Consider the following 25,361-nt stretch of genomic DNA (forward strand, 5'->3'; position numbering starts at 1 on the left):
CGGGGGATGGAGTCGCGGTGAACGCCACCGGACGAGAGACCTTTTGAAGGGAGCCGCATCATGAAACGAATGGCCCTTTTACTGGTGGTGCTGGTGGGGGCCATGTTCGGTTACTGCCTCGCATGGGGGCAGGAATATGGCGCCGTGTTCAACAGCACCGAGCAGCAGGCAATGGCGGAGACTTTCCAGTATGCCCTGGAAAACAACAGAATCAATGAAGCCTCTGCCTGGGTGAATCCCGATACCGCTCGTTCAGGAACCGTGGTGCCGGTGAGAACTTTGTCGAGTGCCGACGGACGCTTTTGTCGCGAATTTCTCACGACCATCATCGTGGACGAGAGGGAGGAGCAAGCTTACGGAACCGCCTGCCGGCAGCCAGATGGCAGCTGGGAGTTCGTGTCCGGCGAGGTGGCGGCCGAGACCTATCAGGTGGTTGAAAGGGTTGTCGAAAAACACTATGTCTATCCCTATGCCTATCGGGATTGGTATTACCGCCATCCGTATTATTATCACCCCTGGTATCATTCGCCCCGCATTTTTTTCAGCTTCAATATCGTGCATTTTGTCGGGACGCGGCGGGTAAAATCGCATCCGTTGCATTTTCACGGCATTCATTACCACGGAGTGCGTACCAAACACCCGGAAGAGATCATTCGGTCGCCCCGAAGCACCATCGATTCCCGCCGTCGGTCTGATTTTCACGATCACCGAAATATTCGCAGAGAGGGTGGGGATCGTGTTTTTCGTTCCAACCCGGATGTTCGCTCAAACCCCGGTCGACGTAACTTTGAGGGGCGCCGCGAATTTCGCGGTGGTTCACAGGAGCGGATTCACAAGCCGAGCCGTGGGCACGGAGACAACCGGGATGTGCGCAGTCGCGGCGATATCCGCAGCCGCCCCCAAGAGCTGGGCCTGCGGTCCTATGGCGGCAGCAGAGGCACGCGTGAAATTCACGAACGGAGAGGAACACGCGGTCGCTCCGAGTTTGATGGCGGCCGTACCTCTCGCGGGGGCTCCCAGCACCAAGATGGACTCCGGAATCCCGGCGGACGCTCCGAACGACGCTAAGATGATTTCAAAAGATGCCGAGGAGTGGTCTGGTGATTGAGGGTGCTCGCCTTATTATTCAGGTCTGCTCTTCCGGGAACAAGCCGCGGTCCAGAGTGCCTTGAGGCGTAAAGTTGCGCCGCGCCGTCAAACGGATGGCAAGCAGTACGGTTATGGCTGTGCCTGCGTAAATGGCGATCATGATGGCGATCTGGTACTTGATGGCCGTCATGGGGTCGCCACCGCCGAGGATCACCCCCGTCATCATGCCCGGCAAGGACACCAGCCCGATGGTGGCGATGGTGGCGATGGTGGGAGCGAGAGCCGCCTGCAAGGATTCGCGCATAAAGGGTGCAAGGGCTTCTTTCAGGGTGGCGCCCTGGGCAAGGGAGAGCAGATAAGCCTTTTCGTTTTCCTGCAAGGATTCGTAAAAGGCACGGATGCCGATGATGTCGGCGCGCAGGCAGTTGCCGAGAATCATGCCGCCGATGGGAATCACGTACTGGGCGCTTAAAGCCTCGGTTCCGCCGAGCACCACCACCACAAAAAACGCCAGAGGGATAAAGGTCCCCGCCGAAAGCGCCCAGAACAGACCGCCGGCCAGGCGCGACATGCGCAGCCGGCAGCCGCGAGCGATGGACAGGTCGGCGACCAGAATCATCACCATCACCCAGGCGCCGGTCAGCCAGGCGTTGTCGAGGTCGAAGATGACCTGCAAATAAAAGCCGACGAACAGCAGTTGCAAGGTCATGCGCACCACGGCGCTCAACGTTTCTCCCAGCAGGGGCAGGCGCATCCAAAGGATAATGCCCAGGGGAGCGGCGAGCAGACTATAACCGGCGATCAGGCGCCAGATGCTGATGTCGATGATGCTCATGCGGCTCCCCGGTCCTGAGCCTTGTCCAGGTCGATGGTGGTTTCGGAAAAGCCAAGCCATTCCTGATCATGCGAAACTGAGAGAACCGAGAGATCTTCACGGGAACGCAACAGATCGATAACCGCATCTCGAGCGCGCGGGTCCAGGGCCGACGACGCTTCATCGAGGAGCAGAATCGGACGCTTGAGCAGCAGCGCGGAAATCAGGGCCACGCGCTGCTTTTCACCTCCTGAAAGCTGAGAGATGTCCTTGTCGAGAAGGGTGGAGGCAAGATGCAGGCGCTCAAACAACGCGGGCACCTGTTGCAGATTGTCGTGCAGATTGCGGTTGGCACGGAAGTGAAAGGGCTGCTCCAGCAATGCGCGCACCTTTCCTTTGCCCATTTCCGGTTCCTGGGCGACGTAGGCCAAATGGACGCGCAATTGCCAGATGGATTGAGGTGTGAGCTCTTGGCCGAAAATCCGTATGGTTCCCGCTTCGGGCCACATAAAGCCGAGTAGGCAGCGCAGCAGGGTGGACTTTCCGCTTCCCGACCTGCCCATCAGGGTGATTTTTTGCCCCTCTTCCAGGCGCAGGTCCAGGTTGGAGATGATCTGTTGAGCCTCGATGCGAACACATAGCCCGTTTATTTCGATAGCTGGTTTTAACATAAACTCCTACGGCTCAGGGTTTTCCGAGGCGCTTGGTGACGGATGCCATCTTTCCGGCCATGCTGTGGTCGGCGCGATCGCGGCGATCATCGATTTTGATGAGGGTTGAGACGCGCACCGCGCCGGCAGCGAAAGGTGCTTGGTGCATGCGCTGGACCACGGCAAGGATGTCCTCGATCTCGCCTTCGAGAATGGTGCCCATCGGGGTGAGCTGATAGCTCAGTCCCGACTCCTGAACGATTTTAAGGCATTCGGCGACATATTCAGAAACGCTGGGAGTTCCGGTGCCCAGCGGGGTGACGCTGATTTCCACCACGGCCATTTCATTTTCCTCCGCAAGTCAATGAAGTGCAGCAGCTATAAACCCAAGTTTATTTGCAGGATGAGACCTCATCCTTGGTGCGCGGCTTTCATATCAGGGGGTTGCGTTGCAGGTCGGCGCCGCTGATGCCGAGTTCGCGCAACCGACGGCGGTCTTCCTTGCGATGGCAGGAGCCGTAGGTGCGGTCGCTGCCGCACCAGCAGGGATCGGTTTTCCGCAGTTCGGTCAGACTGTCGGGCAGGCTGGCCGAATCTTTTTTTCGAAAAAGGCGCCGCAGCCAATTCATGATTCAAGTCTCCTCTTTGAGGTCTCTGGTTGTGGAGGATTATCCTCACCCACCGAGTTGCGTGAGATGCCCGCGCTTCTCGATTTTCCTTCATCTTATCGGGGGAGAGAGACACTGGCAAGAGAGAGGTCGAATCTCCTGCAAAATCTCAGGGTGCGTTTGACAGTGAAAAGATATAACTGTATTTTGTGGATAAATGAAAAAAAATTGTTACGAAAAAGGCATTAAAAATAATCCCCTTTTTTCAGTAATGTGCAAATAAAACAAAATTTTATGAAAAAGGGGGTGGGCGCATCCATTTGCAGAGGCACTTCGCATGGAAAAAGGAGGAAAGTGATGATGATTGAAGCGCTGTTTCGCGTATGGGACAAAATTTGCCCCGACAGGCCGGTGCCGCGAAGAAGATGCCTGGGGTGTGGACAATGTTGCGAACACTTCGGTGGTTACCTGCATGCCTCTCAGGCAGATCTTGAACGCTGGAAGTGTCTCGGACGCCAAGACCTTCTGGATCTGGTCAATCCTTCCGGATGGATCTGGGTTGACCCCCGTGAAAACCGGCGCGGAGCACGGTGCCCCTTTCTTAAGCGCATCGATGAAGAAACGGCGCATTGCGCCATTCACGACATCAAGCCTGACATGTGTCGCGATTATCCGGGCCTGGATCACGGCCGCCACTGCATTCGCGGTATCTATATTCCCAGAGAACATTCGACCATCCATTGACGGCGGAGCCGAAGTCTGGTCGATCTGGAAGCGGCGATTGACAGAAAGCGTACCTTTCCGGTATAAGAACCTGTTGAATTACAAATGTTCTGTGCTGTCGGAAAGGTTTGGTGTTTATGGATTTATTGGCAAACTTGCTTGTGGCGGTGGTGCGCATCCTTAGCCTGGCCATCCAGCTGTATATTTACGTTGTGATCGCCCGTGCCATCGTCTCCTGGGTCAGTCCCGATCCCTATAATCCCATTGTCCGGTTTCTTTACAACATGACTGATCCTCCACTCGATCGCATTCGGCGGACTCTGCCCTTGCAATTCGGGGGGCTTGATCTTTCGCCCATTGCACTGATTTTTGGGCTTTACTTCATCAGTATGCTACTCAATTCCCTCGTGTACCGCATTGCTTTCGGGCACTAATTCAGGCTCTGCCATGGCGATCACCCCTATTGATATTCAGCAACAGCAGTTCAAGTCGCAGATTTTCGGCTATGACAAGGCCGGGGTGGACCGTTTCCTTGAGCAGGTTGCGGAAGAACTCGAGCGTCTGCATCGGCAGAGTCAGGAGTTACGCGAAGAGCTTTCCCGTACCCGAACGAGTTTGGCCGAGATGCGCGAACGCGAAGAGGTGCTCAACGCAACTCTTTTGACGGCGCAGAAAGTTAGCGATGATCTGTGCAACAACGCACGCAAGGAGGCTGAGGTGATTCTTGCCGATGCCCGGGTGCGTGGCGAACAGATTGTCGGCGAGGCGGAAAGGCGGCGCTTGCAGCTTGTCAATGAGATTCAGGAAGTCAAGCGGCAGAAAGTGTCATTTGAAACGGGACTGCGATCTCTGGTTGAAAGCCATCTGCGATTGTTGAATCTAGATACCCTGAGCCTTCCCACCGGCAAGGATCGTGAGGGACTGCCCGCGGGTCAGGACGAGCATAAGTTCGAGGATTTCTCCGATTTGATGGCTGATGACGAAGAGAGCGGAATTCAGAGATGAATGCGGCGCTCACAGAGACTTCCGAGGGAGTGCGGGTGGCTGTATATGTTCAGCCCCGCGCCAGTCGCAACGAACTCGTCGGCGTTCAAGGCGAAGAACTGCGCATGCGTTTGACTTCGCCGCCGGTGGAGGGTGCGGCCAATCGGCTGTGCTGTGAGTTTCTCGCTGATCTTTGCGGCGTGGCAAAATCCCAGGTGGTACTGCTCTCAGGCGCCAAGTCCCGGCACAAGCGGTTGTTGGTGCGTGATGCCGACCTGCGCTTGGTGGCCCGTTGCTTGAAAGTTGACTGATTCCCGTTTTTTTCCGCCGTCCCGCACCTTGACAAATTCCAGACCAAGACATTACATTATCTGCATAATAACAAACGACCGTGACCAATGGAGGTATATCAGCAATGCCGATCTATGAATATCAGTGCAATTCCTGTGGTAAAACCTTTGAAGCCAGGCAGAAATTTTCCGATCCTCCGCTGAATGACTGCAAAGTCTGTGGGTCTGGCGATGTGGCCAAGCTGATTTCCCAGACCGCTTTTACCCTCAAAGGTGGCGGTTGGTATCAGCAGGGGTATGGTGCGGAAGGCAAACCCGCTGCTTGCGCCACGAGCACAGGTGAAGGGGGCGGCTGCGCGGGCTGTCCCAAGGCTGCCAACGAATAAGCATTTACGAGATATGCCCTATTGGGGCGATTTTCCCAGGGACGCCGCGGCGTCCCTTTTTTGTTTGGTGCCCGCGCGCCTGTGCCGCGGCATCTTTACATTCACCGAGGGCTTGCGTATAGTTTGGGGCGGTTACCGAATCCCAACGTTTTTATGTCAAGTCGTCGACGCACCTGTCGTCGACGCTATCCATATACAAGGAGGTTTTCCAGCGTGGCAGAGATTATTGACGGCAAGGCGATTGCCGCTGAAATTCGCGGTCGAATTAAAGAAGAGGCGGCAGAACTCAAAAAAAGCAATGTGGTCCCCGGGTTGGCGGTTGTGCTGGTGGGTGAGGATCCGGCCAGTCGCGTCTACGTCACCATGAAGGAGAAGGCCTGCGCCGAAGCAGGGATCTTTTCCGACGAACACAAACTGCCGGTGGAAACCAGCGAAGCTCAGTTGCTGGCCCTTATCGCCCAACTTAACCAGGACGCGCGCATTGACGGGATTCTCGTGCAGTTGCCGTTGCCTGCGCATATCGACGAAACACGCGTCCTTGAAGCCATTCTTCCGCAAAAGGATGTTGACGGTTTTCATCCCTACAACGTCGGGCGCCTGGCCACGGGCAATCCGCTATTTCAGCCTTGTACGCCTTACGGCATCATGAAAATGCTGGAGCATACCGGCACCGATCTTACCGGCAAGGATGTGGTGGTCGTCGGGCGCTCAAATATCGTCGGCAAGCCGGTGGCGCTGATGTGCCTGGCGCGTCACGCCACGGTTACCCTGTGTCACTCGCGTACCCGCGACCTGGCTGCCAAAGTGCGTGCCGCCGATGTGGTGATCGCCGCCGTCGGTCGGCCGGAGATGGTCAAGGGTGATTGGGTCAAGGATGGTGCGGTGGTTATCGATGTCGGCATCAACCGTGTCGGTGAAAAAAAGCTGGTGGGCGATGTGGAATATGAAGCGGCCAGCCGCCACGCTGGAGCTATCACGCCGGTTCCGGGCGGGGTCGGTCCCATGACCATCGCCATGCTGTTGCAAAACACCCTGGAGAGCGCTCAGCGCCGCGCCCGCCGCTGATCAAACCCGACCGCCGGTCCGCTGTATGCGGACCGGCGGTTTTTTTTGCGAGAACTTCTGTCATGATCATCAGTCGGCAAAAAGATAAGGTCGAACTGCTGGAGCATCTCGAAGGCAAACAAAAGTTGTTCCTGGTGGGTTGTGCTGCCTGCGCCACGGCCTGCAAAGCCGGCGGCGAGGAAGAACTTTTTCAGATGCAGGACTGGTTGGCCGCTCATCAGCGTGAGGTGACGGGCAGTGTCGTTATTCAGGAAGCCTGCCACATCATGCGCGTCGCCCGTGACCTGCGCCAGCATCGAGCGGCCGTTCAGGAAGCCGACGCGCTGTTGGTACTGACTTGCGGGGCCGGAGTTCAATCGCTCTCCGCCAACACTGAAAAACGGGTCATCGGGGCTCTCGATTCTCTGTTTCTCGGCAACGTACGTCGTCTCGGTCACTATGAGGAAAAATGTTCGTTGTGCGGCGATTGCATTCTCAACGAGACCGCCGGGATCTGCCCCGTCACCAACTGTGCTAAAAGTTTGCTCAACGGTCCTTGCGGAGGCATGGAAGATGGGCGCTGCGAGGCTGACCGTGAGCGCGAGTGTGCCTGGCAGATGATCTACGAGCGCTTGACGCGCCAGGGCCGCAAGGGGGTTTTTGCTCGGGTCGTGCCCAACAAAGACTGGGGCCGGCGTCACCAACCGGGCAGACATAAGGTTTAGGCAGAAAATTATGTCGCGGTTTGCTGAAAAACTTGCCGGCGGCGAATTCGTCGTCACCGCCGAAATAGCTCCGCCCAAAGGAGTTAGCCTCGACCAGGAGCTGGCACTGGCTGCTTCCTTGCCCGCAGAAGTGACCGCGGTCAACGTCACCGACAATCAGGGGGCCAACATGCGCATGGCGCCTCTGGCGGTGGCTGCTCTTTTGCGGCAGCGCGGTATCGAACCCATTCTGCAGATGACTTGTCGCGACCGCAACCGCATGGCGCTGCAATCCGATCTGCTTGCCGCATCCGCCTTAGGTATTGAAAATCTTCTGCTGCTTTCCGGCGATCACCCCCGCTTCGGCGATCATCCGCAGGCGCGACCGGTGTTTGACCTCGATTCAGTGCAACTGCTGCGGGCTGCAGAGGCACTTATGGCCGGTCATGACCTGGCGGGACGCCCCTTGCAGACCTCGCCGGTTTTTTTTCCGGGCGCCGCGGTCACCCCTGAGGCTGAACCCTTTGAGCTGATGTTTCAGAAAGTTCAAAAAAAAGCAGCCTCCGGTGCAAGATTTTTTCAGACCCAAGCCGTGTTTCGCGAGGAATCCCTGCGACGCTTCATGGCGCAGGCCCGCCCACTGGGTGTTCCAGTTGTTTTGGGAGTGATTTTGTTGAAAAACGTGCGCATGGCGCGCTACCTCAATGAGCATATCCCCGGCGTGCGGGTCCCCGAAGATATCATGACGCGTTTGAGCGAGGCCGCTGATCCTCTTGAGCAGGGCGTCATCATTGCCCGTGAGATGGTGGCGCTGGCGCGAAGCGAATGTCAGGGTGTGCACCTGATGACTCTGGGTTGCGAGGATAGGATTCCGCAAATTCTTTGCTAAGCTTGTGACTGATCGGGCCGATCCGGCTGAGCTCACCCGTCTGTCACCTAGAGGTTCTCATGCTTAAACGTACGGCTCTTTATCTCGCGCATCGCGAACTCGGCGCCCGCATGGTGGAATTCGGCGGCTGGGAAATGCCGGTGCAGTATCGCGGAGTTATTGACGAACATCTGGCCGTGCGCCATGCGGCGGGCCTCTTTGATGTCTCCCACATGGGCGAAATCGAAATCAAGGGCCGCGATGCACAGGCGTTTTTGCAAGAGTTGACCATCAACGATGTCAGTCGATTGAGTAACGGCCAGGCCCAGTACACCGCCATGTGTTATCCGGATGGCGGGGTGGTCGATGACCTATTGCTGTATCGCTTCGATGGCGAGAATTATTTGCTGTGCGTCAACGCCGGCAATACCGACAAGGATTTCGCCTGGGTCGAAGCGGCCCTTGAAGATTCAGGTTTCGCCGCCGTGACCTGCCGCAATTCCAGCGTCGATTTCGCCCAGCTCGCCTTGCAGGGACCGGCTGCGGCCCTCATTCTCTCTCAATTGACGGCCATCGACCTGAGTCGCATTACCGGTTATCATTTTTACGAAGGACTGGTGGCTGAAGTGCCGACTCTCATCTCCCGCACCGGGTACACGGGCGAAGACGGCTTTGAACTTTACTGTCATCCTGAGGCTGTCCTCACCCTGTGGCGCAATCTGCTTGATGTCGGCCGCGAAGATGGCCTGATGCCGGCCGGTTTGGGGGCACGCGATACTTTGCGCCTGGAGATGAAGTATCCCCTTTACGGGCATGAACTCAGCCCCGAGATTTCACCTTTGGAAGCCGGCCTGGGCTGGATTACTCATCTGGAAAAGCCCAGTTTTATCGGTCGCGAGGCCCTCGTGCGACAAAAGGAAAAGGGCCCTGAGCGGCGTCTGATCGGTTTGCGCATGACGGAGGCCGGGGTGCCGCGAGCGGGATATCCCGTGTATCTCAATGGTGAGGTCGTCGGAACCGTCACCAGCGGCACCCTGTCGCCGTCCTTGCGTCAGGGTATCGCTATTGCGTTGGTGCGCAACGAGGTGCGCCGGCCTGGCACCGCGCTCGAAGTCGGCATCCGACAACGGCGGGTCGCTGCGGAAATTGTCAAACCCCCATTTCTTGAAAAGTCGTAATTGTTCAGCTTGTCCCACAGGCCCGTCATGATTTTTTTCATTTTCATTCAGGAGGCTTAAATATGGATTTTCCCGAAGAATTCAAATACACCGAAGAGCACGAATGGGTTTTGGTCGAGGGGGAAGTGGTAACCGTCGGTATTACCGATTTTGCCCAGGATTCTCTGGGGGATGTGGTTTTTGTCGAGCTGCCCGAAGTCGGTATCAAAGTCGAGGCGGGCAAGGTTTTCGGCGTGGTGGAGTCGGTCAAGGCGGTTTCGGATATCTATTCGCCGGTGACGGGGGAAGTGGTCGAAGTCAACGAGGAATTGCCCGACACACCCGAAATTCTCAATACCTCGCCTTATGAAGACGGGTGGATGATCAAAGTCCGGCTGAGTGATCCTGCCGAGCTTGAAGATCTGCTCGACGCGGCCAGTTATCAGGAATTTATCGAAGAAGATTGAGTATCGCCACCGCACCGGGAGAGGTTGCCCATGCGTTTTATTCCGCAAACCGAGGAGGATGTCCGGCAGATGCTGGCCACCATCGGCACGGGTTCGGTCGAGGAGCTTTTCGCCGAGGTTCCGGCCGCTTTGCGTCTCGACCGCCCCCTGCGGTTGCCCCCGGCGCGCAGTGAGGCTGAACTTCTTGCTGAACTTGGGAGATTGGCGCGACTCAACGCCACTGCTGAAACTCACCGAATGTTTCTTGGCGGCGGTGCCTACAATCATTTTATTCCGGCCGCAGTCGATCACCTCATCTCCCGTAGCGAATTCTACACAGCCTACACACCCTATCAGCCCGAAATCAGCCAGGGAACCCTGCAGGCGATTTACGAGTTTCAGACCCTGATTTGCCAACTGACCGGCATGGATGTGGCCAATGCCTCCATGTATGATGGCGCTTCTGCCTGTGCGGAAGCGGTGCTGATGGCGACACGGGCGACCAAGCGTTCGCGGGTGCTGCTGGCGCGTTCTCTGCATCCTGATTATCGGGCGACGGTGGCTACTTATTGCCGCTACCTCGATTTTGAATTGGTCGAGATCGAGTTCGACGAAACGGGGCGTACCGACCTGAGTGTCCTGGCCGGGGAATTGAACGAGCGGTGCGCCGCCCTGGTGCTCGGCTATCCGAATTTCTTCGGGGTGATTGAAGATCTGGCCGCAGCCTCGCATCTCACCACTGCCTGCGGTGCGCGCCTTATTGCTGCCGTGCAGGAGCCTTTGGCCCTGGGTCTGCTGAAGCCTCCCGCGGAGCTCGGTGCCGATATCGTGGTGGGGGAGGGCCAGAGTTTTGGTCTGCCACTGGCTTTCGGCGGACCCTACCTCGGCTTTTTTGCCGCGCGTTCCCAGGATCTGCGCAACCTGCCCGGGCGTCTGGTGGGAGAAACCCTCGACAGTAAAGGTCAGCGTGGCTTCGTGCTGACTCTGGCAACCCGCGAACAGCATATCCGTCGCGAAAAAGCCACGTCCAACATCTGCTCCAACCAGGGTCTGTGCGCCCTGGCCGCCGCCATTTACCTGGCTCTGCTGGGGCGCCGGGGGTTGCGGGAGACGGCGGAACAGAATCTGGCCAAGGCCGCTTATGCACGGGCCAAAATCGAAGCGCTGTCGGATTTCAGCCTGCCGTTCAGTGGCCCGGTCTTCAATGAATTCGTCGTTGAGGGAACGATAAAAGCCGTCGATTTGCTGCGCCGGGTTCAAGTCCAGGGGATTCTTGGTGGAATTCCTCTGGTGCGCTGGTATCCGCAGATGTCCAATCGTTTCCTGGTCTGCGTCACCGAGCAGAACCGGCGTGAGGATATCGACGCCTTGTGCGCCGCCCTGGCCGGAGGTGCCCTATGACCCGGGTGGGAACCAGCGGATTGCAACTTAACGAAAAACTGCTTTTCGAGCACTCGGACAAAGGCCGCAAGGGTTACAGTCTGCCTGCTCTTGACGTGCCCCCCGCGCATCTGCCTGCCGAACTGGTGCGGGAAGATATCCGCGGCTTTCCGGAACTGTCCGAACTCGATGTCGTGCGCCATTTCACCCGCCTGTCCACCTGGAATTACGGAATCGATACAGGTTTTTACCCCCTGGGCAGTTGCACCATGAAATACAACCCCAAGGTGAATGAGGTCGCCTGCCGCCTGCCGGGGTTTGCCGGGGTGCATCCGCATACTCCGGAGGAGTTGAGCCAGGGGGCCCTGGAGCTTATGTTTCAGTTGCAGGAAGATCTTGCTGAAATCTCCGGTTTTCCGGCAGTTACGCTGCAACCCGGTGCCGGTGCTCATGGCGAGTTGGCCGGAATGCTCATGATCCGCGCCTGGCACGAGGCGCGCGGCAATCGCCGCACCAAGGTCCTCATTCCCGATACCGCCCACGGCACCAACCCGGCGACCGCGACCCTGTGTGGCTATCAGGTGGTGTCGGTGGCCAGCGACGGGGTGTTGCGCGCCGCCGCGGTTGCCGAGTTGATGGACGAGGAGGTCGCCGCCCTCATGGTGACCAATCCCAACACACTCGGTCTGTTCGAGAGCGAGATTGCCGAGATCTGCCGCATCGTGCATGACCGCGGCGGTCTGGTTTATTGCGATGGCGCCAACCTCAACGCCTTGATGGGGATTTCGCGCCCTGGCGATGCAGGCATCGACGTCATGCATTTCAACCTGCATAAAACCTTTGCCACACCCCATGGGGGCGGTGGGCCGGGCGCCGGGCCGGTGGGCGTGACGGCGGAACTCGCTCCCTTTCTACCCGTGCCGGTCGTGGTGCGGCACGCGGATGGCTTTCGCCTCGATTTCGACGCACCGCACAGCATCGGCACCATGAAGGGTTTCTATGGGCACTTCGGCGTGCTGGTGCGCGCCTTTGCCTACATTCGCAGCATGGGTCCGGAGGGGCTGCGGCGCGCTACGGATATGGCGGTACTCAATGCCAATTACGTGCGGGCGCGTCTCGAGGGCGTCTTTCACCTGCCGTATGCGACCCGTTCCCTGCACGAAGTGGTATTCAGCGACCGTCGCCTGGGCGGGGGGTGCCGCACCCTGGATCTGGCCAAGCGCCTCATCGATTACGGTTTTCATCCGCCGACGGTCTATTTCCCTCTGGTGGTGGCCGGCGCCATCATGATTGAGCCCACCGAAAGCGAAAGTCTGGAGTCTCTGGATGAATTCTGCGAGGCAATGCTTGCTGTCGCGCGGGAAGCCGAAGAGCAGCCTGAACTGCTCAAGCAGGCCCCGCAATGCACACGTCTGGGCCGGCTCGATGAAACCAGGGCAGCGCGGCAGCCGCGCCTGCGCTGGGAAAAGACCTGAGCGGAATAACCTGGAGGAGGTGGGGGAGAGGCTAAGGGCGCCAATTCCGGCAAGAGAGGGCGTTCAACTACCGAAGATGAACGTGCGGCCGATACGGTACTGAAAAAAGGCGAAGATGGTGAGTGTTTCCTCTTCGTAATGGCGGGAAATAGGGCCGTAAGAGGCCCCACGCCAGACCGCGCGCACCGCTTCCTGATCAAGGGCGGCGGAGCCTGAGCTTTCCAGGATCTGGACACTTTCCACGCTGCCGTCGCGGCGCACCGTGACTTTGAGCAGGCTGGTGCCTTCCTCGCCGCGTTCGGCGGCTTGCCGGGGATAGTTCCATACGCCGTAAATATTGTTGCGGAAGCGTTGAAAGAAGGAAATCAAAATATCCTTCTCCATGTCCAGCCAGACGGCATTGCCCGCCTCGACTTCGGCCCGGTATTTGCGCCGTAACTGGTTTTCCAGGCGGCTCTCCGTGGCCTGCGGCAGTTGCAGCAGATCCTTGAGATCGGGCAGGGCACGCTCGGCCGGCGCCGCAGGAGGCGTGACCTCGGGGTGGACGGCCACCTGGGGTGCCGGAGCTTTTTCAGCCGGACGCTCTACGGTCGGTGGTTGATCAACGACCACAGGAGGTGCTTGCTCTCGCGGTTGCGGCCGAGGCTCGGGGCGCGGTTGTGGCACCGGTGGCGGCGCCACAACTCTGGGCTGAGCGTCTTCGGTGTCTTCTCCAGGCGGGGCGGTTTCGCGCTCAACCACTTGATCCTGGGGCCCCAGGCGCTCGGCCGGTTTTTCGCGGGGAGTCTCGGGCAGGATCGGAACATCGAGTTCCCGCGGCCGTGGTTGTGGCGGCCGTACCTCGACAAAGACGGGTTCCTCGAGCTGAGGTGCGGGACCTGGCGCTGTCTGGGGCATCAGCAGCATCAACAGCAGATGGATGATCAGAGACAGAGGGATAAACCACCAGAGAATGGTGGTCTGTCGTGGATGAAAACTCATAGAAGTTGCACAACCCGTTGCTAGGTAAGGTATCGCAGCCAATTATACCCGAATCACCCCTTGGGGTGCCAGTGCTGAAGGCAAAAAAACGGTGGGGAAAGAGGTTGACCCTTCCCGGAGGCATCGGGTATAAAACAGGCATTCATTTAAAACTCTGTTTTGAAAGAGGAGGTTTTCATGCATCTGGTAGATCAGATTAAAAGTAAGGCACGAACCAATGCCCAGACCGTGGTCCTGCCTGAAGGCTACGACGACCGCATGATCGAGGCCGCTGGGCGCATTGTCGCCGATAAACTGGCCAAGGTCGTGCTGCTTGGGAATACGGATACTCTGCAAAGCAAAGCACGGGAATTGGGATGCTCCTTGGACGGAGTGACCCTGATTGATCCGGCACGGGCCGAGAAACTCGACGCTTATGTTACCGAACTGGTGGAGTTACGTAAGAAAAAGGGCCTGACCGCCGATGAGGCACGCAAGCTGCTGACAGCCGAAGACAATCTTTATTTCGCGGCGATGATGGTGCGCACTGGTGACGCAGGTGGCGCGGTCGCCGGGGCGCACAATACCACCGGCGACGTATTGCGCGCCGCTTTTCAGGTGGTCGGCACCGCGCCGGGCATGAAGACTGTCTCCTCGGTGTTTCTCATGATCACCAAAACCCCCGATTTCGGCGAAAACGGCACCATCCTTTTTGCCGATTGCGCCGTCAATCCCAATCCAGATGCCCAGGCCCTGGCGGAGATCGCCGTTGCCACCGCGAAAAGCTGCAAGAGTTTTCTCGGTGTGGACGCGCGGGTGGGCATGTTGTCTTTTTCCACCAAGGGCAGCGCTCAGCATGAAGATGTCGATAAGGTGCTCAAGGCCCTGGAAATTGCTCGAGGACTCGATCCCAATCTGCAGATTGACGGCGAATTGCAGGCCGATGCTGCACTGCTTCCCAAGGTCGGGCAGAAAAAAGCGCCCGGCTCGCCCGTCGCGGGAAAAGCCAATACCCTTATTTTCCCCGATCTCGACGCCGGCAACATCGGCTACAAGCTGGTTGAGCGAATTGCCGGGGCCGAAGCCGTGGGCCCCATCATCCAGGGACTGGCCAAGCCCGTCAACGACCTGTCGCGGGGCTGCTCGGTGGATGATATCGTCAACGTGGCGGCGATAACTGCCGTGCAGGCGCAAGGCTGAGCAGGTGTGAGTGAAAAAAAAGGCCGGCGGGGAAATCCCTGCCGGCCTTTTTTATGTCGGACGCTTCTGGCTTTAATCGCTATTTGCGTTGGAATTCGCGCTTGGCAAAAGAGTACTGGAACTTCATGTGGTCGGTGTAGGTACCTTCCAGAATGCCAACCACGTCTTCGGTGAATACCAGTTCCTCATCGGTGGGAATGACGAATACCTTGACCTTGGACTCGGGAGTGGTAATAACGTTTTCCGATTTGCGCGTCATGGTATTTTTGTTCTTCTCGCGATCCAGAATGATGCCCATGTATTCGAGCCCTTCCAGGGCTTTTTCACGGATCTGCCAACCCATTTCGCCCACTCCGGCGGTAAAGACCACCGCATCGATGCCGCCGATGGCCGCGGCATAGGAGCCGATGTATTTCTTCAGGCGATATCCTTCGATCTCCAGGGCCAGCGCGCAGCGTTCGTTGCCCTCCGCGGCCCCTTCGATGACATCGCGTCGATCGGTGAATTGACCGGTGATGCCGAGAATCCCGGATTTCTTGTTGAGAATTGAATCAAGATCCTTGGGCGAGAGGTTTTCCTGCTGCTGAAGGAACATGGGAATCGCCGGATCGATATCGCCGCAGCGGGTGCCCATGACCGCGCCTTCCAAGGGTGTCAAGCCCATGGAGGTATCAACGGAGACGCCCCCCTTGATGGCTGCATGAGAAACCCCGTTGCCGATATGCATGGTGATGATGTTGCAATCCTTGGGATCCTTGCCGAGCATGACCGCCGCCCGCTTGGAAACGTAGAGGTGACTGGTCCCATGAAAGCCGTAACGGCGCACGCCGTATTTTTCATACCATTCGTAGGGCAGGGGATAGGTGTAGGCGTGCTCAGGCATGGTCTGGTGAAATGCCGTGTCGAAAATAGCGACATGGGGGACATCGGGAAGTACGGAACGGGCTGCTTCAATGCCGGAGATGTTGGGTGGATTATGCAGGGGCGCGAGGTGCTGAACCGCTTTGATGGCATCCAGAACATTGTCGTCGATCATCACCGAGCAGGTGAATTTTTCTCCACCGTGCACCACCCGGTGGCCGACCGCGGAAATCTGCTGAATGTCGCTGACCACGCCATGCTCTTTTTCGGCCAGGATTTTAATGATCAGGTGAATCGCCACCTGATGATCGGGGCACTCGTATTCTTCACGATAGGTTTCGCGCCCCGGCACCTCGTGAATGATGAAAGAATCACCGATGGTGACCCGCTCGACCATGCCTTTAGCGATGACTTCCTTTTTTTTCCAGTCGAAAAGCTGGTATTTGACCGATGAACTGCCGCAGTTGAGAGCCAGAATGTCCATGAAATCCTCCTGAGCGTGAATTGTCCCCACCTCAATCGTTGTGGCAAAACGGTGTTTGCTGTGGGTGCGACCGTTTCCCCATTGCCTTTGGAATGATGGGGGGATGCTATTGAACATACAGGAATGTAACGAGAAAAGACGTTATAAAAGATATATTAAGGGTCGGGGGATTGCAAGGGATTTCCTGAACTTGTGGGTAAAACGCGCCGCGCGTTTGGGGTAGACAGCGAAGGGTCGGTTGGTGTAAACTTCGCGGAAATTAAACCAGAGGAGGAGATACCCATGGCTTACACGATTAACGACGAATGCATCAACTGCGGTGCCTGCGACCCGACCTGTCCGGTCGATGCCATCAGCGAGCAGGGCGACGTGCGCGTCATCGACGCCGCGACCTGCACTGACTGCGGCGCCTGTGTCGACAGCTGCCCGGTTGACGCCATCCACCCGGCCTAAGTTTTCGCTTAAGTCGGCAGTTGTAAAGGGGGCGGCTTGAGCCGCCCCCTTCTTTTCCGGTACCCCGCGCCCTCGCATGGAAAACATTTCATTCCGACGGGCTGCTTTCGCATCGAAGGCAGGAGGCACAAGGCATGTTCGGACTCGGCACGACGGAGCTCATCATCATTCTGGTTCTGGTTCTGATTATTTTTGGCGCCGGGCGACTTCCCGACATCGGAAATGCTTTGGGGCGGGGGATTCGTAACTTCAAGAAAGCCGTTGATTCCAACGACGAAATCGATATTACCCCCAAGGACGACGAGAAGAGCGAGGCGAAAAAGGACCAGGAAAAGAAATAGTCCCGCTTGGCCCGGATCTGATTTTTTGGCCGAATAAAAAACAAAAAAAAGCCGCTCTCGACAGAGACGCGGCTTTTTTTTGTTTGCAGCTTGTCAGTTGTTGGCCGTTGGTGGCCGGGAATCAACCATTTCCACCGTGAACTCCGACATGCCCGCGGGCAGGTTGCGAAAAACAATGGTAAAGGGGATGGCTGTGCCAGGTCTGACGTTGAGATTGGAAAGCGCGGCACCGAACTGGTTGTTCATGGCTTCTTCAATGCGCCCATAGGACAGATTGCGCAATTGCTCCTCCGTCAGGGGGTTGCCGCAGAAGACTGTTTGCTGAAGCGTCGGCTTACCGTCCCCGCCGTAGACCACGCCCTTGACCTGAATGGCGGAACGGGGTTCCGCGAAGCGATTGATGGCCTGTCCGTGGATAACGAACAATTCCCCGGCGTTCTGATTGTTGATGAATTTTCCTTCCAGGGATGTCAGCTCGATACCTTCCTGCGAGGATGTGGGGCGTGTCTGTTCTCCGGTCAGTCCGAGGAGCAATTGTTCAAAAGCTTGCGGGCCTTTTTGCCAGAAAAGATATCCCGTGACGGCCGTCAGGATGATCAGGACCACCAGGATAAAAACCATCAGCGTGGCCACCGGGCTTTTCCGCGGTGGAGATTTCGGCGGGGGTACGAAGGGCGGCTCGGACGGGGTGGACGTTGTCGGCGTCTCGACCACTTCCCGATCAGCCATGCCGAGGTCGCGGTCGGGCAAGGGCGCGTCGTGCCCTGGCGAGTCGCCTTCGGGAGCACTTTCAACCGCAGCGGCGAAAGTGAAGGGTTCCTCTTCTCGTTTCAGGGAATCGGTGTGAACAGCTTCTTCATCGTCAGGTTCATCATCATCTTCCAACGCGATGTCGGACGTGAGATCCTCCGGGGAAAAATCAAAATCCTCTTCCTCCTCGATGCCGCTTTGATCCTTCTCCTCGGCAAATGTGAACTCCAGAGGTTCTTCTCCACTCTCTTCGATCGGAGGTTTCTCGGATTTCGCTTCATCTGAGGTCGTATCCAGGGCCTCTTCAGATTCTTCGTCCTGGAGAGAAAACTCCCCCCAATCCTCTGTGTCCTCATCTTCAGTAGAGGATGCGGGCTCGTCAAGCACTGAAGGGACAGGCTTTTCCTGGATTGGTTCAGCTTCGAAGGTGGATGCTGCTACTTCTTCGCGGCTGAAATCAAAGTCGCCAAGACCGAAATCCTCATCATCCTCAAGCGCCGCGCTGGATTCTGAGTCCCTGTCGCCGAAGGTGAAATCTTCAAATCCAAATTCCTCGCCGTCAGAATCGCCGGATGGGGAGCTATCCCTCTCAAGGTCTTCTTCCGAACGGGAAGAAGGTCTTTCAGGGCCTGGCAGGGACTCGGCAGCATCTGCGGGTGCGGTTTCCGGGGATTTTTCCTGTGCGACGGCCGGGACAGGTTCCTGGGGAGGCAGGGCAAGGAAAACCTGCTTGCATTTTGCGCAACGGACTTTGGTGCCGCCAGGCTGCATTTTTTCATCCGCCATGCGAAAGCGGGTGCCGCACTTGTCGCACTTGATGATCATTGTGTAGGGGCCTCCCTGCTGTATATAGTCCGGTGCTTAAGGCTTGACCAGGTAGATATCGGCAAACTGGCGGTACTTTTCGTTGTAGTCAAGGCCATAGCCGACGACAAAGCCGTCTTCCATGGTTATGCCGACGTAGTCGGCTTCGATGTCCACTTCCCGACGCGCACGTTTGTCCAGAAGTGCGCAGATCTTTAAGGAGCGTGGCTGTTGGTGGAGAAGTTTATTGAACAGTGACTCTAAAGTATAGCCGCTGTCGACAATGTCCTCAACGATAATGACATTCCGGTCACGAATCGGCGTTTCAAGGTTGTAGCGAAACTCCACGATTCCCGATGCTTGCGTTTCAGAGCCGTAGCTGGCAAGGCGCACAAAATCTATTGAGGCACTCACTTTCAGGGCACGCAGGAGGTCGGCGGCAAAAAGAAGTGAACCTTTAAGAACCACAACCAGAAGGACTTCCTGGTCTTGATAGTCCCGATCGATTTCTTGCGCCAAACGAGTAATTTCAGTCGAGATGCGTTCGCGAGAGTAGAGAAGATCCATCTTCAGGTCGGTCATGTGATCCCCGCAAGATTAGATTTTAATAAAGATCGATTTATAGCAAGAATGGGGCCGTGTGTCAATGTCTTCGTCGGAAACAATCCTGTCCATGGATGTAGCAGCCGGGGCAATATCTGTGCTAATATTTGCGATCGAATGCTAACCACGAGTTGGAGGATTGTCACCTATGAGATTTCGCGTATTGATGTTTGCGTTAGCCACCTTTTTGATGGGGACGCAGGCCGTTTGGGCTGCTGAGCCGCGCATTGAATTGGACCGTTCAGAATATAACTTCGGTAAGGTTTTCGAGGGCGAGAAGGTCCATTTTACCTTCCGTTTTCGCAACGCCGGCACGGCTCCCCTGACGATCGACCGGGTGCGCTCTTCATGCGGATGCACGGTTCCGCGGCTCTCCGCCGATGTTCTTGCCCCAGGCGACGTGGCCGAAATGGAGACCGTTTTCGATACCTCCCGCTTTCGAGGTTTGCAGGTCAAAACGATTTACCTCTATACCAACGATCCGCAACAGGATGTAGTGCAACTATCGCTCAAGGGAACCGTGGAACAAGTCATCGCGCCTGATCCTGAGCGCATAGATTTTGGGGTGATGAGGACAGGAGAGGCTAAGTCCGCCGTGGTGCGACTGCACAATCGCAGTTCGGTTACGGTGATTTTCGGTGAGCCTGTCCTGACCAATAAGGATGTGCGCGCTGAGTTGGACGAAAGGATGCTTAAACCCGGTGAGGTCGTCGAGCTGAAGATCGAGGCGCTTCCGGCTCAGGAGCGTGGCCGTTTAAGCGGTTATGTCCTCATCCCCACTGACCATCCGAGCGTGCCGCAATTGCGGTTGTCGATTTTCGGGACGGTGACTCCCTGAGTGCTCCCCGGCCGTCTGTTTTTTATGGGGAGGGATAATTTATACTTCCCGCGTTTTTGATGCAGTCTCCAACTCTTGCTCAAGTCGATCCATGATCTGGATCTCCAGCTGGGTGCCGGTTAATTGATTGATCTCGCGCAGGCACGAGGGGCTGGTGATATTGACTTCCAGAAGGTATTCGCCGACGATATCGATTCCGGCCAGAAGAATGCCCTCGCGTTTTAACCATCGACCCACAACCTTACAGATGTGGTGATCCCTTGGGTTGAGGTCGCAGGGCTCGCATCGCCCGCCGGCATTAATATTTGAACGAAAATCCCCGGCGGCGGGAACGCGTCGAATCCAGCCGAGAATCTCGCCTGCGAGAAGCAGTACCCGTTTGTCCCCAAAATTTATTATGGCCGGCAGAAATTTCTGAGCCTGCAGGAAGCGGGTTCCGCCCCTGGTCATGTCTGTCATGAGCGGGCGGGCGTTAGGGTCGTCGTGGCGCAGGACATAAACCCCTTTGCCGCTGCAATCCTCCAGAGGCTTGATGACGATATGTCGCTGCTGCCGAAGGAAGTCGGTCAACAGCCCCTGATCGCTGCTGACCAGGGTTGCCGGCGCAAGTTCTGGAAATAGCGAGGGGATAAGTTTTTCACAGTGGTTGCGCAGGGCCTGAGGCGGATTGATCTGGAGGGTGCGGCAGGCAAGGCGCTCCAGAATCAGCGTGGCATGCAGGTAAGCAAGGTCGACGGGCGGATCCTTGCGCATGAAGATAAGATCTGCCGATGCTGGGTTGAACTCTTCTGCAGGATAAGGCAGAAACATCTCCTGTCCTTTGGAAAAAATGACCGGGTGTACCTTCGCTTGAGGTTTCTCATCGCGCAGAGAGAGACCGTCGAGCGTCGTCCAACAGACCTGATAGCCGCGTGCAAGGCTTTCGCGCATCAGCGCCAGCGAGGTGTCGGTCGGCGGGTCGAGGCGATCCGGAGGATCAATGATAAAGAGAGCGGTTCGGGTTTTCATTTAAGCCCCTTGAGGTTGAAAGAAGCGGATCGACGTCTATAATATTAATCGTTTCGCGCGGTTTTGCCAATTGAGGTATTTGCAGGAGGTTCAATGGATATCAAAGCTGATGATTTAAACCGCCGCCGCGTATTGCTCGGCTCGCTGCTGGCCGGTGTCGGCGCCCTGCTGGCGGCGGCCGGCATTTATCCCACCTGGCGTTTTCTCGCACCTTCCGGTCGGGACGAGACCATGGATCAGGTCAGGCTCCATCGGGACCAGGTTCCTCTCGGCGGCGCTCATTTCTTCAATTTTCGCAATCGGCCGGCCGTCGTCCTTCAGTTACGTTCTGGAGAGTTCAGTGCTTTTTCCGCTGTTTGCACCCATCTGGGCTGTGTTGTTCAGTGGCAATTTGCCGAGCAGCGGTTTCTCTGCCCCTGCCACGCCGGGCTCTTTTCCGCCGACGGGGACGTGATCGGCGGACCTCCACCCCGTCCCCTGGAAAAACTTTCCGTCACCCTGCGGGATGACCAGATTCTGATCGGATAGGAGCCCCCATGTCTATGCGCAAATTTATTGTCGATTGGCTGGATGTGCGCCTCGGGGTCCGCGACCTCATCGAGCAGAATCTTACCCGCTACCTGCTGCCGCGCAACATTAATCTCTGGTATTCGCTGGGTGCCGTTCTTTTGACCCTGTTCGGATTGCAGTTTCTGACCGGGTTGCTGCTGCTTGTCTATTATGTGCCCGATACCGGACAGGCTTTTGGCAGTGTGCAGCACATTATGAACGAGGTTCCCTACGGCTGGCTGATTCGCAACACCCACGCCGTCGGATCCAACCTTATCGTTGTCGTTTTGCTGCTGCACATGCTTTCGGTTCTGTTCATGAGCGCCTACAAAAAACCGCGCGAACTGACCTGGCTTTCGGGTTTCATTCTTTTTAACATCAGTCTGGTTCTGTGTCTCACCGGCTATTTGCTGCCCTGGAGTCAGCTTTCTTTCTGGGCGACCACCGTGGCAACGGAAGCACCGGGCGCCATTCCCGTCATCGGCGAGCACATCGTGCAATTCTTGCGCGGCGGCGACATGGTCGGCGACGCGACCCTCGGCCGATTTTTCGCCCTGCACGTTATGGGACTGCCTTTGATCTTCGCTCTGATGATCGGGGTGCATCTTTTCTGTGTGCGCCGCGCCGGCATTTCGCGACCGCCCTTCGGTCGGGATTATCGCCCCGATCCGCCGCGACTCACCTTCGAGCACGAGTATCATCCGGGGGGGATTCCTTTCTTTCCCCATTATGCGGCCAAGGAAGGCGCCGTGGTGTGCTTTTTCCTTGCAGTTCTGGCAGCTCTGGTCTTTTTTGCGCCCAACCTATTCATTCCACCGGCGGCCTTTGAGCCTGCGAATCCTTTTCTTACGCCGGAGCGCATCAAGCCGGAATGGTATTTCCTCTGGGCTTATCAAACCCTGAAAATTTTTCCCAGCGAGGCGATTGGCCTGGCAGTGCAGGGTGCTGCAATGAGCTTCCTCGCGTTGTTGCCGTTCATTGATCGCTTTCGCGAGCGGCGACCGGCGCGACGGCCCCTGTTTGTCGGTTGTTTTGTTCTGGGAATCCTTCTTTTTATCGGTCTTTCCGTCTGGGGGCATCTGTCATGAGGCGATCCATGAAACACCTTCTGGCTCTAGCGGTGACTTTGTGGCTTGTGTTTCTATCTGGAGCGGCTATGGCCGATGAGGGGAGCTGCATCGGATGTCATGCCGGCCTCCCGGGGAAGCAGGGAGAAGAGTCGATCGCTCAATGGCGCGACAGCATTCACCACCGGCATGGGGTTTTCTGCGTCAGTTGCCATGGCGGTGATCCGACCCTTATGACCATGGAGGCCATGAGCCCTGAGCGTGGGTTTGTCGGCGTTCCCGAGGAGGGTGATGTGCCTGCTTTCTGCGGTCGATGCCATGTTGGTGTTGAGGAAGATTATCATAACAGCGCCCATGGGCAGGCTCTTGGCGCAGGCGGTCCGGAATGCGTGACCTGTCATGGCAGCCACGCCGTCCAGATTGCGACCATCGAACTGATCAATCCGCAGGACTGCTCTCGCTGTCACGATTATGGTCGCGCGGGAGAATTGCGCAGCGCCATGGAACAGACCGAAATCATGATTGTTGATCTCGAAGGCGAACTGGAGAAATTACACCGTCACGGCGTTGCGACGGATGTTCTGGAGGGGCGACTGTTTGCGCTACGCAATGATTTCCATCGCCTGCTGCACAGCGTTGATGTGGACAAGGTGCGGCGGCGGACGGCTGATTTCCGTCTGAAACTCGGTGATATCCAAAATGAGGTCGATCATCACCGCGCTGAACTGGGGCAACGTAAACTGATTGGCGCGGGGGTGGTGGTGCTGCTGCTTATTGCTTCCGTGTTGTTCGGCCAATTGTACCGTAACTATAGAGAGCAGGAAGAACACGCTCGCCGCCGGAAAAATCGCAACTGATAACTATGTTTCTCAATAAAAAAGAGGCTCTGTGCAAGCAGAGCCTCTTTTTTATGTCGAGAAAACGTGTAACTGTTCAGCAGGCACCTGAGACTGCCGCGGCATCGCTTGCAATGAAAACTCGCCTGCGGCTCAAACGTTCATCGCGGCACTCAATCGCCACGGCCTCCGGCGCGATGGAGAGTTGCATTTGAACAGTTGCACAATAATAAACGGGTTATTCGCGAACATAGGTGTCGATGTCGGTTTCGTGGACCATGCCCATCAGACGGGCATATTCCGATTCAATCAGCTCATAGTGATGGTGGGTTGACTTGGCGTTGGCCTCAAATACGGCTTTGACTTCGGGATCTTCGATCCGCGCCGCCATTTCCCTGAGGCTCTTTTCGAGCTTAAGTTCCTTGTCCATGGCCAACTCCATGGCTTTGCGCTCGTTGAACCCGGCCATAAGGGTTTTATCCAGGTCGCTGAGCCAATCTTCGCCCATGGAAGGCGCAGTATTGATGAATGCTTCAAAATCAGGAATTTCGCCGCCTTTGTATACAGAAAAAAACTGCCCGGCGTGCTCACGCTCTTCTCGGGCCAGCAGCTCAAAAAACTTCCGAGCTTCAGCGTCTTTCATTTTCTCTGCACCCAAAGTGTAGAAATACATAGCATTTTTTTCCGTCATGATGGAACGTTTCACTGCATCCTGTACATCGATTTTTTCGGCCATCTGAATCTCTCCTTTTCGGGGGGAATTTTATTTGGACAAGAATAACATAGTTTCCATGAAAATCCGGTAGATGGAGAATCTTCTTCATTTGGTTGTAATTCACGGAATCGTGCGGTAATCGCCGTCCGGTGGTTGACAGGGAGCCAATATGGGATAAATGTAAAGAGCAGATAGCTTCCCAGGGAGATAACATGAATTCTGATGACCTGTCCGTTTGTCTTCATTCCGACCTGGTGCCGATGGCCCGCCGGCGGGTGCGCGATGATGCCGTAGAGCTTATTGAAACCGCGCTGGGTCGGGCGAATGAGGTCTTTACTGAAAAGTTGGTTCTTCCCCTGACGCTCGGATCGGGCCATGAGTGGCGAGGAGTCATTGTCTCCCTACCGGCCGCCGTTGAAATCGATATGTTTCTCAGGCATCGCCTTTTCCCCCTGCAGATTACAACCGGCATCGGGCGCGGAGAACTTGGCGCAAATCTCAGCGACGGCCTTTCGCGCATGGCGGGTTCATGCCTGATGCGCTCTCGAAAAGGGCTGGAGAGGGCCCGACGACATCGCGGAGGGACATTTCTTTTCAGTGGCGACCCTCTTCTCGATGCCGGTGCCAACACAATTTTTCTTTTGCTGCAAACTCTTTTTGAGACTTGGACGGAAAAACAGTTGGAAGCCTATCTTGCCTATCGGCGATATGGCACCGAGGCTCAGGCAGCCGAGGCCGTCGGCATTACCCAGTCCGCCCTGCATCAACGATTAGCCGCCGCGCGTGCCAAGACTTACGAACTGGCCAGCGAACAGTTGCTGTGGTTCGTCGGCAATTTCCCTGCTGTTTATCCCGACCCGAGTTGTGCTGAGGCGAGTTGAAAACAAGGTGAAGAAAATTCTCATTGTCGACGATCAGCGTGATATCTGCCGACTTCTGGAAGTGATCCTGGCGCAAAGCGGGCGAGTTTTTTCTCAGGCACAAAGTGGTGAAGAGGGTGTGGCTCTTGCTTTGGCTGAAAGCCCAGACTTGATCCTGATGGATCTGATGATGCCGGGAAAGCTTGACGGATTCGAGGCTATTCGCACCATTCGCGCCAATCCGCAGATCCGGCAATGTCCAATAGTTGCCATGACGGCGCGCATGCTTGATGCCAGCGATGAGGAAAGGGCCTTTGCCGAAGGGGCGCAGGCCTATGTGCGTAAGCCTTTTATGATCAAGGATCTGCAGGAGCTTATTACGCGGTTGCTTCCTTGACTTTCAATCAAGCAATG

The 25,361-nt window shown here is 56.6% G+C and carries 32 protein-coding genes; 22 read left to right on the forward strand and 10 right to left on the reverse strand.

All coding sequences use genetic code 11. The features are described 5' to 3' along the window. The first annotated feature begins 60 nt into the window (after positions 1-60). Positions 61-1,068: an RT0821/Lpp0805 family surface protein gene (locus tag GFER_RS17320; RefSeq protein ID WP_052445809.1), complete on the forward strand. Its 1,008-nt coding sequence runs from the start codon at positions 61-63 to the stop codon at positions 1,066-1,068. 58 nt (positions 1,069-1,126) lie between these two features. Here the strand turns inward: GFER_RS17320 and GFER_RS00400 are convergent, their stop codons facing one another. The 4 genes from GFER_RS00400 to GFER_RS00415 form a co-directional block, all read right to left on the reverse strand. Continuing rightward, positions 1,127-1,924, reverse strand: coding sequence for an ABC transporter permease (locus tag GFER_RS00400; protein WP_040095067.1), 798 nt, complete (start codon positions 1,922-1,924; stop codon positions 1,127-1,129). Beyond that, positions 1,921-2,574 (reverse strand): ABC transporter ATP-binding protein, encoded by a 654-nt coding sequence (locus GFER_RS00405; RefSeq protein ID WP_052445810.1) that lies wholly within the window; start codon positions 2,572-2,574, stop codon positions 1,921-1,923. The genes GFER_RS00400 and GFER_RS00405 overlap by 4 nt, the downstream gene beginning before the upstream one ends. Before the next feature lie 13 nt (positions 2,575-2,587). Beyond that, the gene (locus GFER_RS00410) at positions 2,588-2,896 is read right to left on the reverse strand and encodes an MTH1187 family thiamine-binding protein (RefSeq protein ID WP_040095069.1); all 309 of its coding nucleotides are present in this window, start codon (positions 2,894-2,896) and stop codon (positions 2,588-2,590) included. Positions 2,897-2,984: 88 nt separating this feature from the next. Continuing rightward, on the reverse strand, positions 2,985-3,182 hold the full coding sequence (locus GFER_RS00415; RefSeq protein WP_040095072.1) for an SEC-C metal-binding domain-containing protein: 198 nt from the start codon (positions 3,180-3,182) through the stop codon (positions 2,985-2,987). Positions 3,183-3,518: 336 nt separating this feature from the next. Between GFER_RS00415 and GFER_RS17325 the strand changes: the two genes are divergently transcribed. The 12 genes from GFER_RS17325 (at position 3,519) to gcvPB (ending at position 12,618) form a co-directional block, all read left to right on the forward strand. Beyond that, positions 3,519-3,905, forward strand: coding sequence for a YkgJ family cysteine cluster protein (locus GFER_RS17325; RefSeq protein ID WP_052445811.1), 387 nt, complete (start codon positions 3,519-3,521; stop codon positions 3,903-3,905). Between the two features lie 116 nt (positions 3,906-4,021). Next, a complete protein-coding gene (locus GFER_RS00425) occupies positions 4,022-4,318 on the forward strand; it encodes a YggT family protein (protein WP_040095074.1) in 297 nt (98 codons plus the stop codon). Positions 4,319-4,331: 13 nt separating this feature from the next. Further along, the gene (locus tag GFER_RS00430) at positions 4,332-4,889 is read left to right on the forward strand and encodes a DivIVA domain-containing protein (protein WP_074669548.1); all 558 of its coding nucleotides are present in this window, start codon (positions 4,332-4,334) and stop codon (positions 4,887-4,889) included. 35 nt (positions 4,890-4,924) lie between these two features. Next, positions 4,925-5,179, forward strand: coding sequence for a DUF167 domain-containing protein (locus GFER_RS00435; protein ID WP_279615541.1), 255 nt, complete (start codon positions 4,925-4,927; stop codon positions 5,177-5,179). Positions 5,180-5,283: 104 nt separating this feature from the next. Continuing rightward, positions 5,284-5,544, forward strand: a complete 261-nt coding sequence (locus tag GFER_RS00440; protein WP_040095078.1) for an FmdB family zinc ribbon protein — start codon at positions 5,284-5,286, stop codon at positions 5,542-5,544. A gap of 213 nt (positions 5,545-5,757) precedes the next feature. Further along, a complete protein-coding gene (gene folD / locus GFER_RS00445) occupies positions 5,758-6,609 on the forward strand; it encodes a bifunctional methylenetetrahydrofolate dehydrogenase/methenyltetrahydrofolate cyclohydrolase FolD (RefSeq protein WP_040095082.1) in 852 nt (283 codons plus the stop codon). 62 nt (positions 6,610-6,671) lie between these two features. Then, positions 6,672-7,313: a methylenetetrahydrofolate reductase C-terminal domain-containing protein gene (locus GFER_RS00450; protein ID WP_040095085.1), complete on the forward strand. Its 642-nt coding sequence runs from the start codon at positions 6,672-6,674 to the stop codon at positions 7,311-7,313. 10 nt (positions 7,314-7,323) lie between these two features. Continuing rightward, positions 7,324-8,181 carry a methylenetetrahydrofolate reductase gene (locus GFER_RS00455; RefSeq protein ID WP_040095087.1) on the forward strand — a complete coding sequence of 286 codons (858 nt, stop codon included), beginning with the start codon at positions 7,324-7,326 and terminating at the stop codon, positions 8,179-8,181. Between the two features lie 59 nt (positions 8,182-8,240). Continuing rightward, positions 8,241-9,338, forward strand: coding sequence for a glycine cleavage system aminomethyltransferase GcvT (gene gcvT, locus GFER_RS00460; RefSeq protein WP_040095089.1), 1,098 nt, complete (start codon positions 8,241-8,243; stop codon positions 9,336-9,338). 62 nt (positions 9,339-9,400) lie between these two features. Beyond that, positions 9,401-9,784 carry a glycine cleavage system protein GcvH gene (gene gcvH, locus GFER_RS00465; protein ID WP_040095092.1) on the forward strand — a complete coding sequence of 128 codons (384 nt, stop codon included), beginning with the start codon at positions 9,401-9,403 and terminating at the stop codon, positions 9,782-9,784. Positions 9,785-9,814: 30 nt separating this feature from the next. Beyond that, positions 9,815-11,164: an aminomethyl-transferring glycine dehydrogenase subunit GcvPA gene (gcvPA, locus tag GFER_RS00470; protein ID WP_040095094.1), complete on the forward strand. Its 1,350-nt coding sequence runs from the start codon at positions 9,815-9,817 to the stop codon at positions 11,162-11,164. Then, entirely contained in the window at positions 11,161-12,618 is a 1,458-nt protein-coding gene (gene gcvPB, locus GFER_RS00475) for an aminomethyl-transferring glycine dehydrogenase subunit GcvPB (RefSeq protein ID WP_040095096.1), read from the forward strand. Before gcvPA ends, gcvPB begins: the two co-directional genes overlap by 4 nt. A 63-nt stretch (positions 12,619-12,681) precedes the next feature. Here the strand turns inward: gcvPB and GFER_RS00480 are convergent, their stop codons facing one another. Continuing rightward, entirely contained in the window at positions 12,682-13,599 is a 918-nt protein-coding gene (locus GFER_RS00480) for an energy transducer TonB (protein WP_040095099.1), read from the reverse strand. A 177-nt stretch (positions 13,600-13,776) separates the two neighbouring features. Between GFER_RS00480 and pta the strand changes: the two genes are divergently transcribed. Further along, positions 13,777-14,778, forward strand: coding sequence for a phosphate acetyltransferase (gene pta, locus GFER_RS00485; protein WP_040095102.1), 1,002 nt, complete (start codon positions 13,777-13,779; stop codon positions 14,776-14,778). A 79-nt stretch (positions 14,779-14,857) separates the two neighbouring features. Here the strand turns inward: pta and GFER_RS00490 are convergent, their stop codons facing one another. Then, positions 14,858-16,123: an acetate kinase gene (locus GFER_RS00490; protein WP_040095104.1), complete on the reverse strand. Its 1,266-nt coding sequence runs from the start codon at positions 16,121-16,123 to the stop codon at positions 14,858-14,860. Between the two features lie 282 nt (positions 16,124-16,405). Between GFER_RS00490 and GFER_RS00495 the strand changes: the two genes are divergently transcribed. Next, positions 16,406-16,576, forward strand: a complete 171-nt coding sequence (locus tag GFER_RS00495; protein WP_040095106.1) for a DUF362 domain-containing protein — start codon at positions 16,406-16,408, stop codon at positions 16,574-16,576. Between the two features lie 134 nt (positions 16,577-16,710). Continuing rightward, positions 16,711-16,917: a twin-arginine translocase TatA/TatE family subunit gene (locus GFER_RS00500; RefSeq protein ID WP_040095109.1), complete on the forward strand. Its 207-nt coding sequence runs from the start codon at positions 16,711-16,713 to the stop codon at positions 16,915-16,917. 93 nt (positions 16,918-17,010) lie between these two features. On the opposite strand, the gene GFER_RS00505 is transcribed toward GFER_RS00500, so the two are convergent. Both GFER_RS00505 and hpt read right to left on the reverse strand, forming a co-directional pair. Continuing rightward, positions 17,011-18,492: a DUF3426 domain-containing protein gene (locus GFER_RS00505; RefSeq protein WP_040095110.1), complete on the reverse strand. Its 1,482-nt coding sequence runs from the start codon at positions 18,490-18,492 to the stop codon at positions 17,011-17,013. 36 nt (positions 18,493-18,528) lie between these two features. After that, positions 18,529-19,053, reverse strand: a complete 525-nt coding sequence (gene hpt, locus GFER_RS00510; protein WP_040095113.1) for a hypoxanthine phosphoribosyltransferase — start codon at positions 19,051-19,053, stop codon at positions 18,529-18,531. Positions 19,054-19,222: 169 nt separating this feature from the next. Between hpt and GFER_RS00515 the strand changes: the two genes are divergently transcribed. After that, a complete protein-coding gene (locus GFER_RS00515; protein ID WP_040095116.1) occupies positions 19,223-19,912 on the forward strand; it encodes a DUF1573 domain-containing protein in 690 nt (229 codons plus the stop codon). A 39-nt stretch (positions 19,913-19,951) separates the two neighbouring features. On the opposite strand, the gene gshB is transcribed toward GFER_RS00515, so the two are convergent. Next, the gene (gshB, locus tag GFER_RS00520; protein ID WP_052445812.1) at positions 19,952-20,920 is read right to left on the reverse strand and encodes a glutathione synthase; all 969 of its coding nucleotides are present in this window, start codon (positions 20,918-20,920) and stop codon (positions 19,952-19,954) included. Between the two features lie 93 nt (positions 20,921-21,013). Here gshB and GFER_RS00525 point away from each other — a divergent pair, with 93 nt between their 5' ends. From GFER_RS00525 to GFER_RS00535, 3 genes are read left to right on the forward strand one after another with little or no spacing between them, the layout of a single operon-like run. Further along, positions 21,014-21,448: a QcrA and Rieske domain-containing protein gene (locus GFER_RS00525; RefSeq protein ID WP_040095118.1), complete on the forward strand. Its 435-nt coding sequence runs from the start codon at positions 21,014-21,016 to the stop codon at positions 21,446-21,448. A gap of 8 nt (positions 21,449-21,456) precedes the next feature. Beyond that, entirely contained in the window at positions 21,457-22,557 is a 1,101-nt protein-coding gene (locus GFER_RS00530) for a cytochrome b (RefSeq protein ID WP_040095119.1), read from the forward strand. Between the two features lie 8 nt (positions 22,558-22,565). Beyond that, on the forward strand, positions 22,566-23,393 hold the full coding sequence (locus GFER_RS00535; RefSeq protein WP_040095121.1) for a hypothetical protein: 828 nt from the start codon (positions 22,566-22,568) through the stop codon (positions 23,391-23,393). Between the two features lie 217 nt (positions 23,394-23,610). On the opposite strand, the gene GFER_RS00540 is transcribed toward GFER_RS00535, so the two are convergent. Next, positions 23,611-24,108, reverse strand: coding sequence for a ferritin-like domain-containing protein (locus GFER_RS00540; protein ID WP_040095123.1), 498 nt, complete (start codon positions 24,106-24,108; stop codon positions 23,611-23,613). A 191-nt stretch (positions 24,109-24,299) separates the two neighbouring features. On the opposite strand from GFER_RS00540, the gene GFER_RS18495 reads away from it, so the two are divergent. Then, complete coding sequence (locus tag GFER_RS18495) at positions 24,300-24,968, forward strand: LysR family transcriptional regulator (protein ID WP_052445814.1); 669 nt, start codon at positions 24,300-24,302, stop codon at positions 24,966-24,968. A gap of 7 nt (positions 24,969-24,975) precedes the next feature. Beyond that, entirely contained in the window at positions 24,976-25,344 is a 369-nt protein-coding gene (locus GFER_RS00550) for a response regulator (RefSeq protein WP_040095125.1), read from the forward strand. Positions 25,345-25,361 lie beyond the last annotated feature (17 nt).

It is taken from the genome of Geoalkalibacter ferrihydriticus DSM 17813, from assembly GCF_000820505.1.
Taxonomy (GTDB): Bacteria; Desulfobacterota; Desulfuromonadia; order Desulfuromonadales; family Geoalkalibacteraceae; genus Geoalkalibacter; species Geoalkalibacter ferrihydriticus.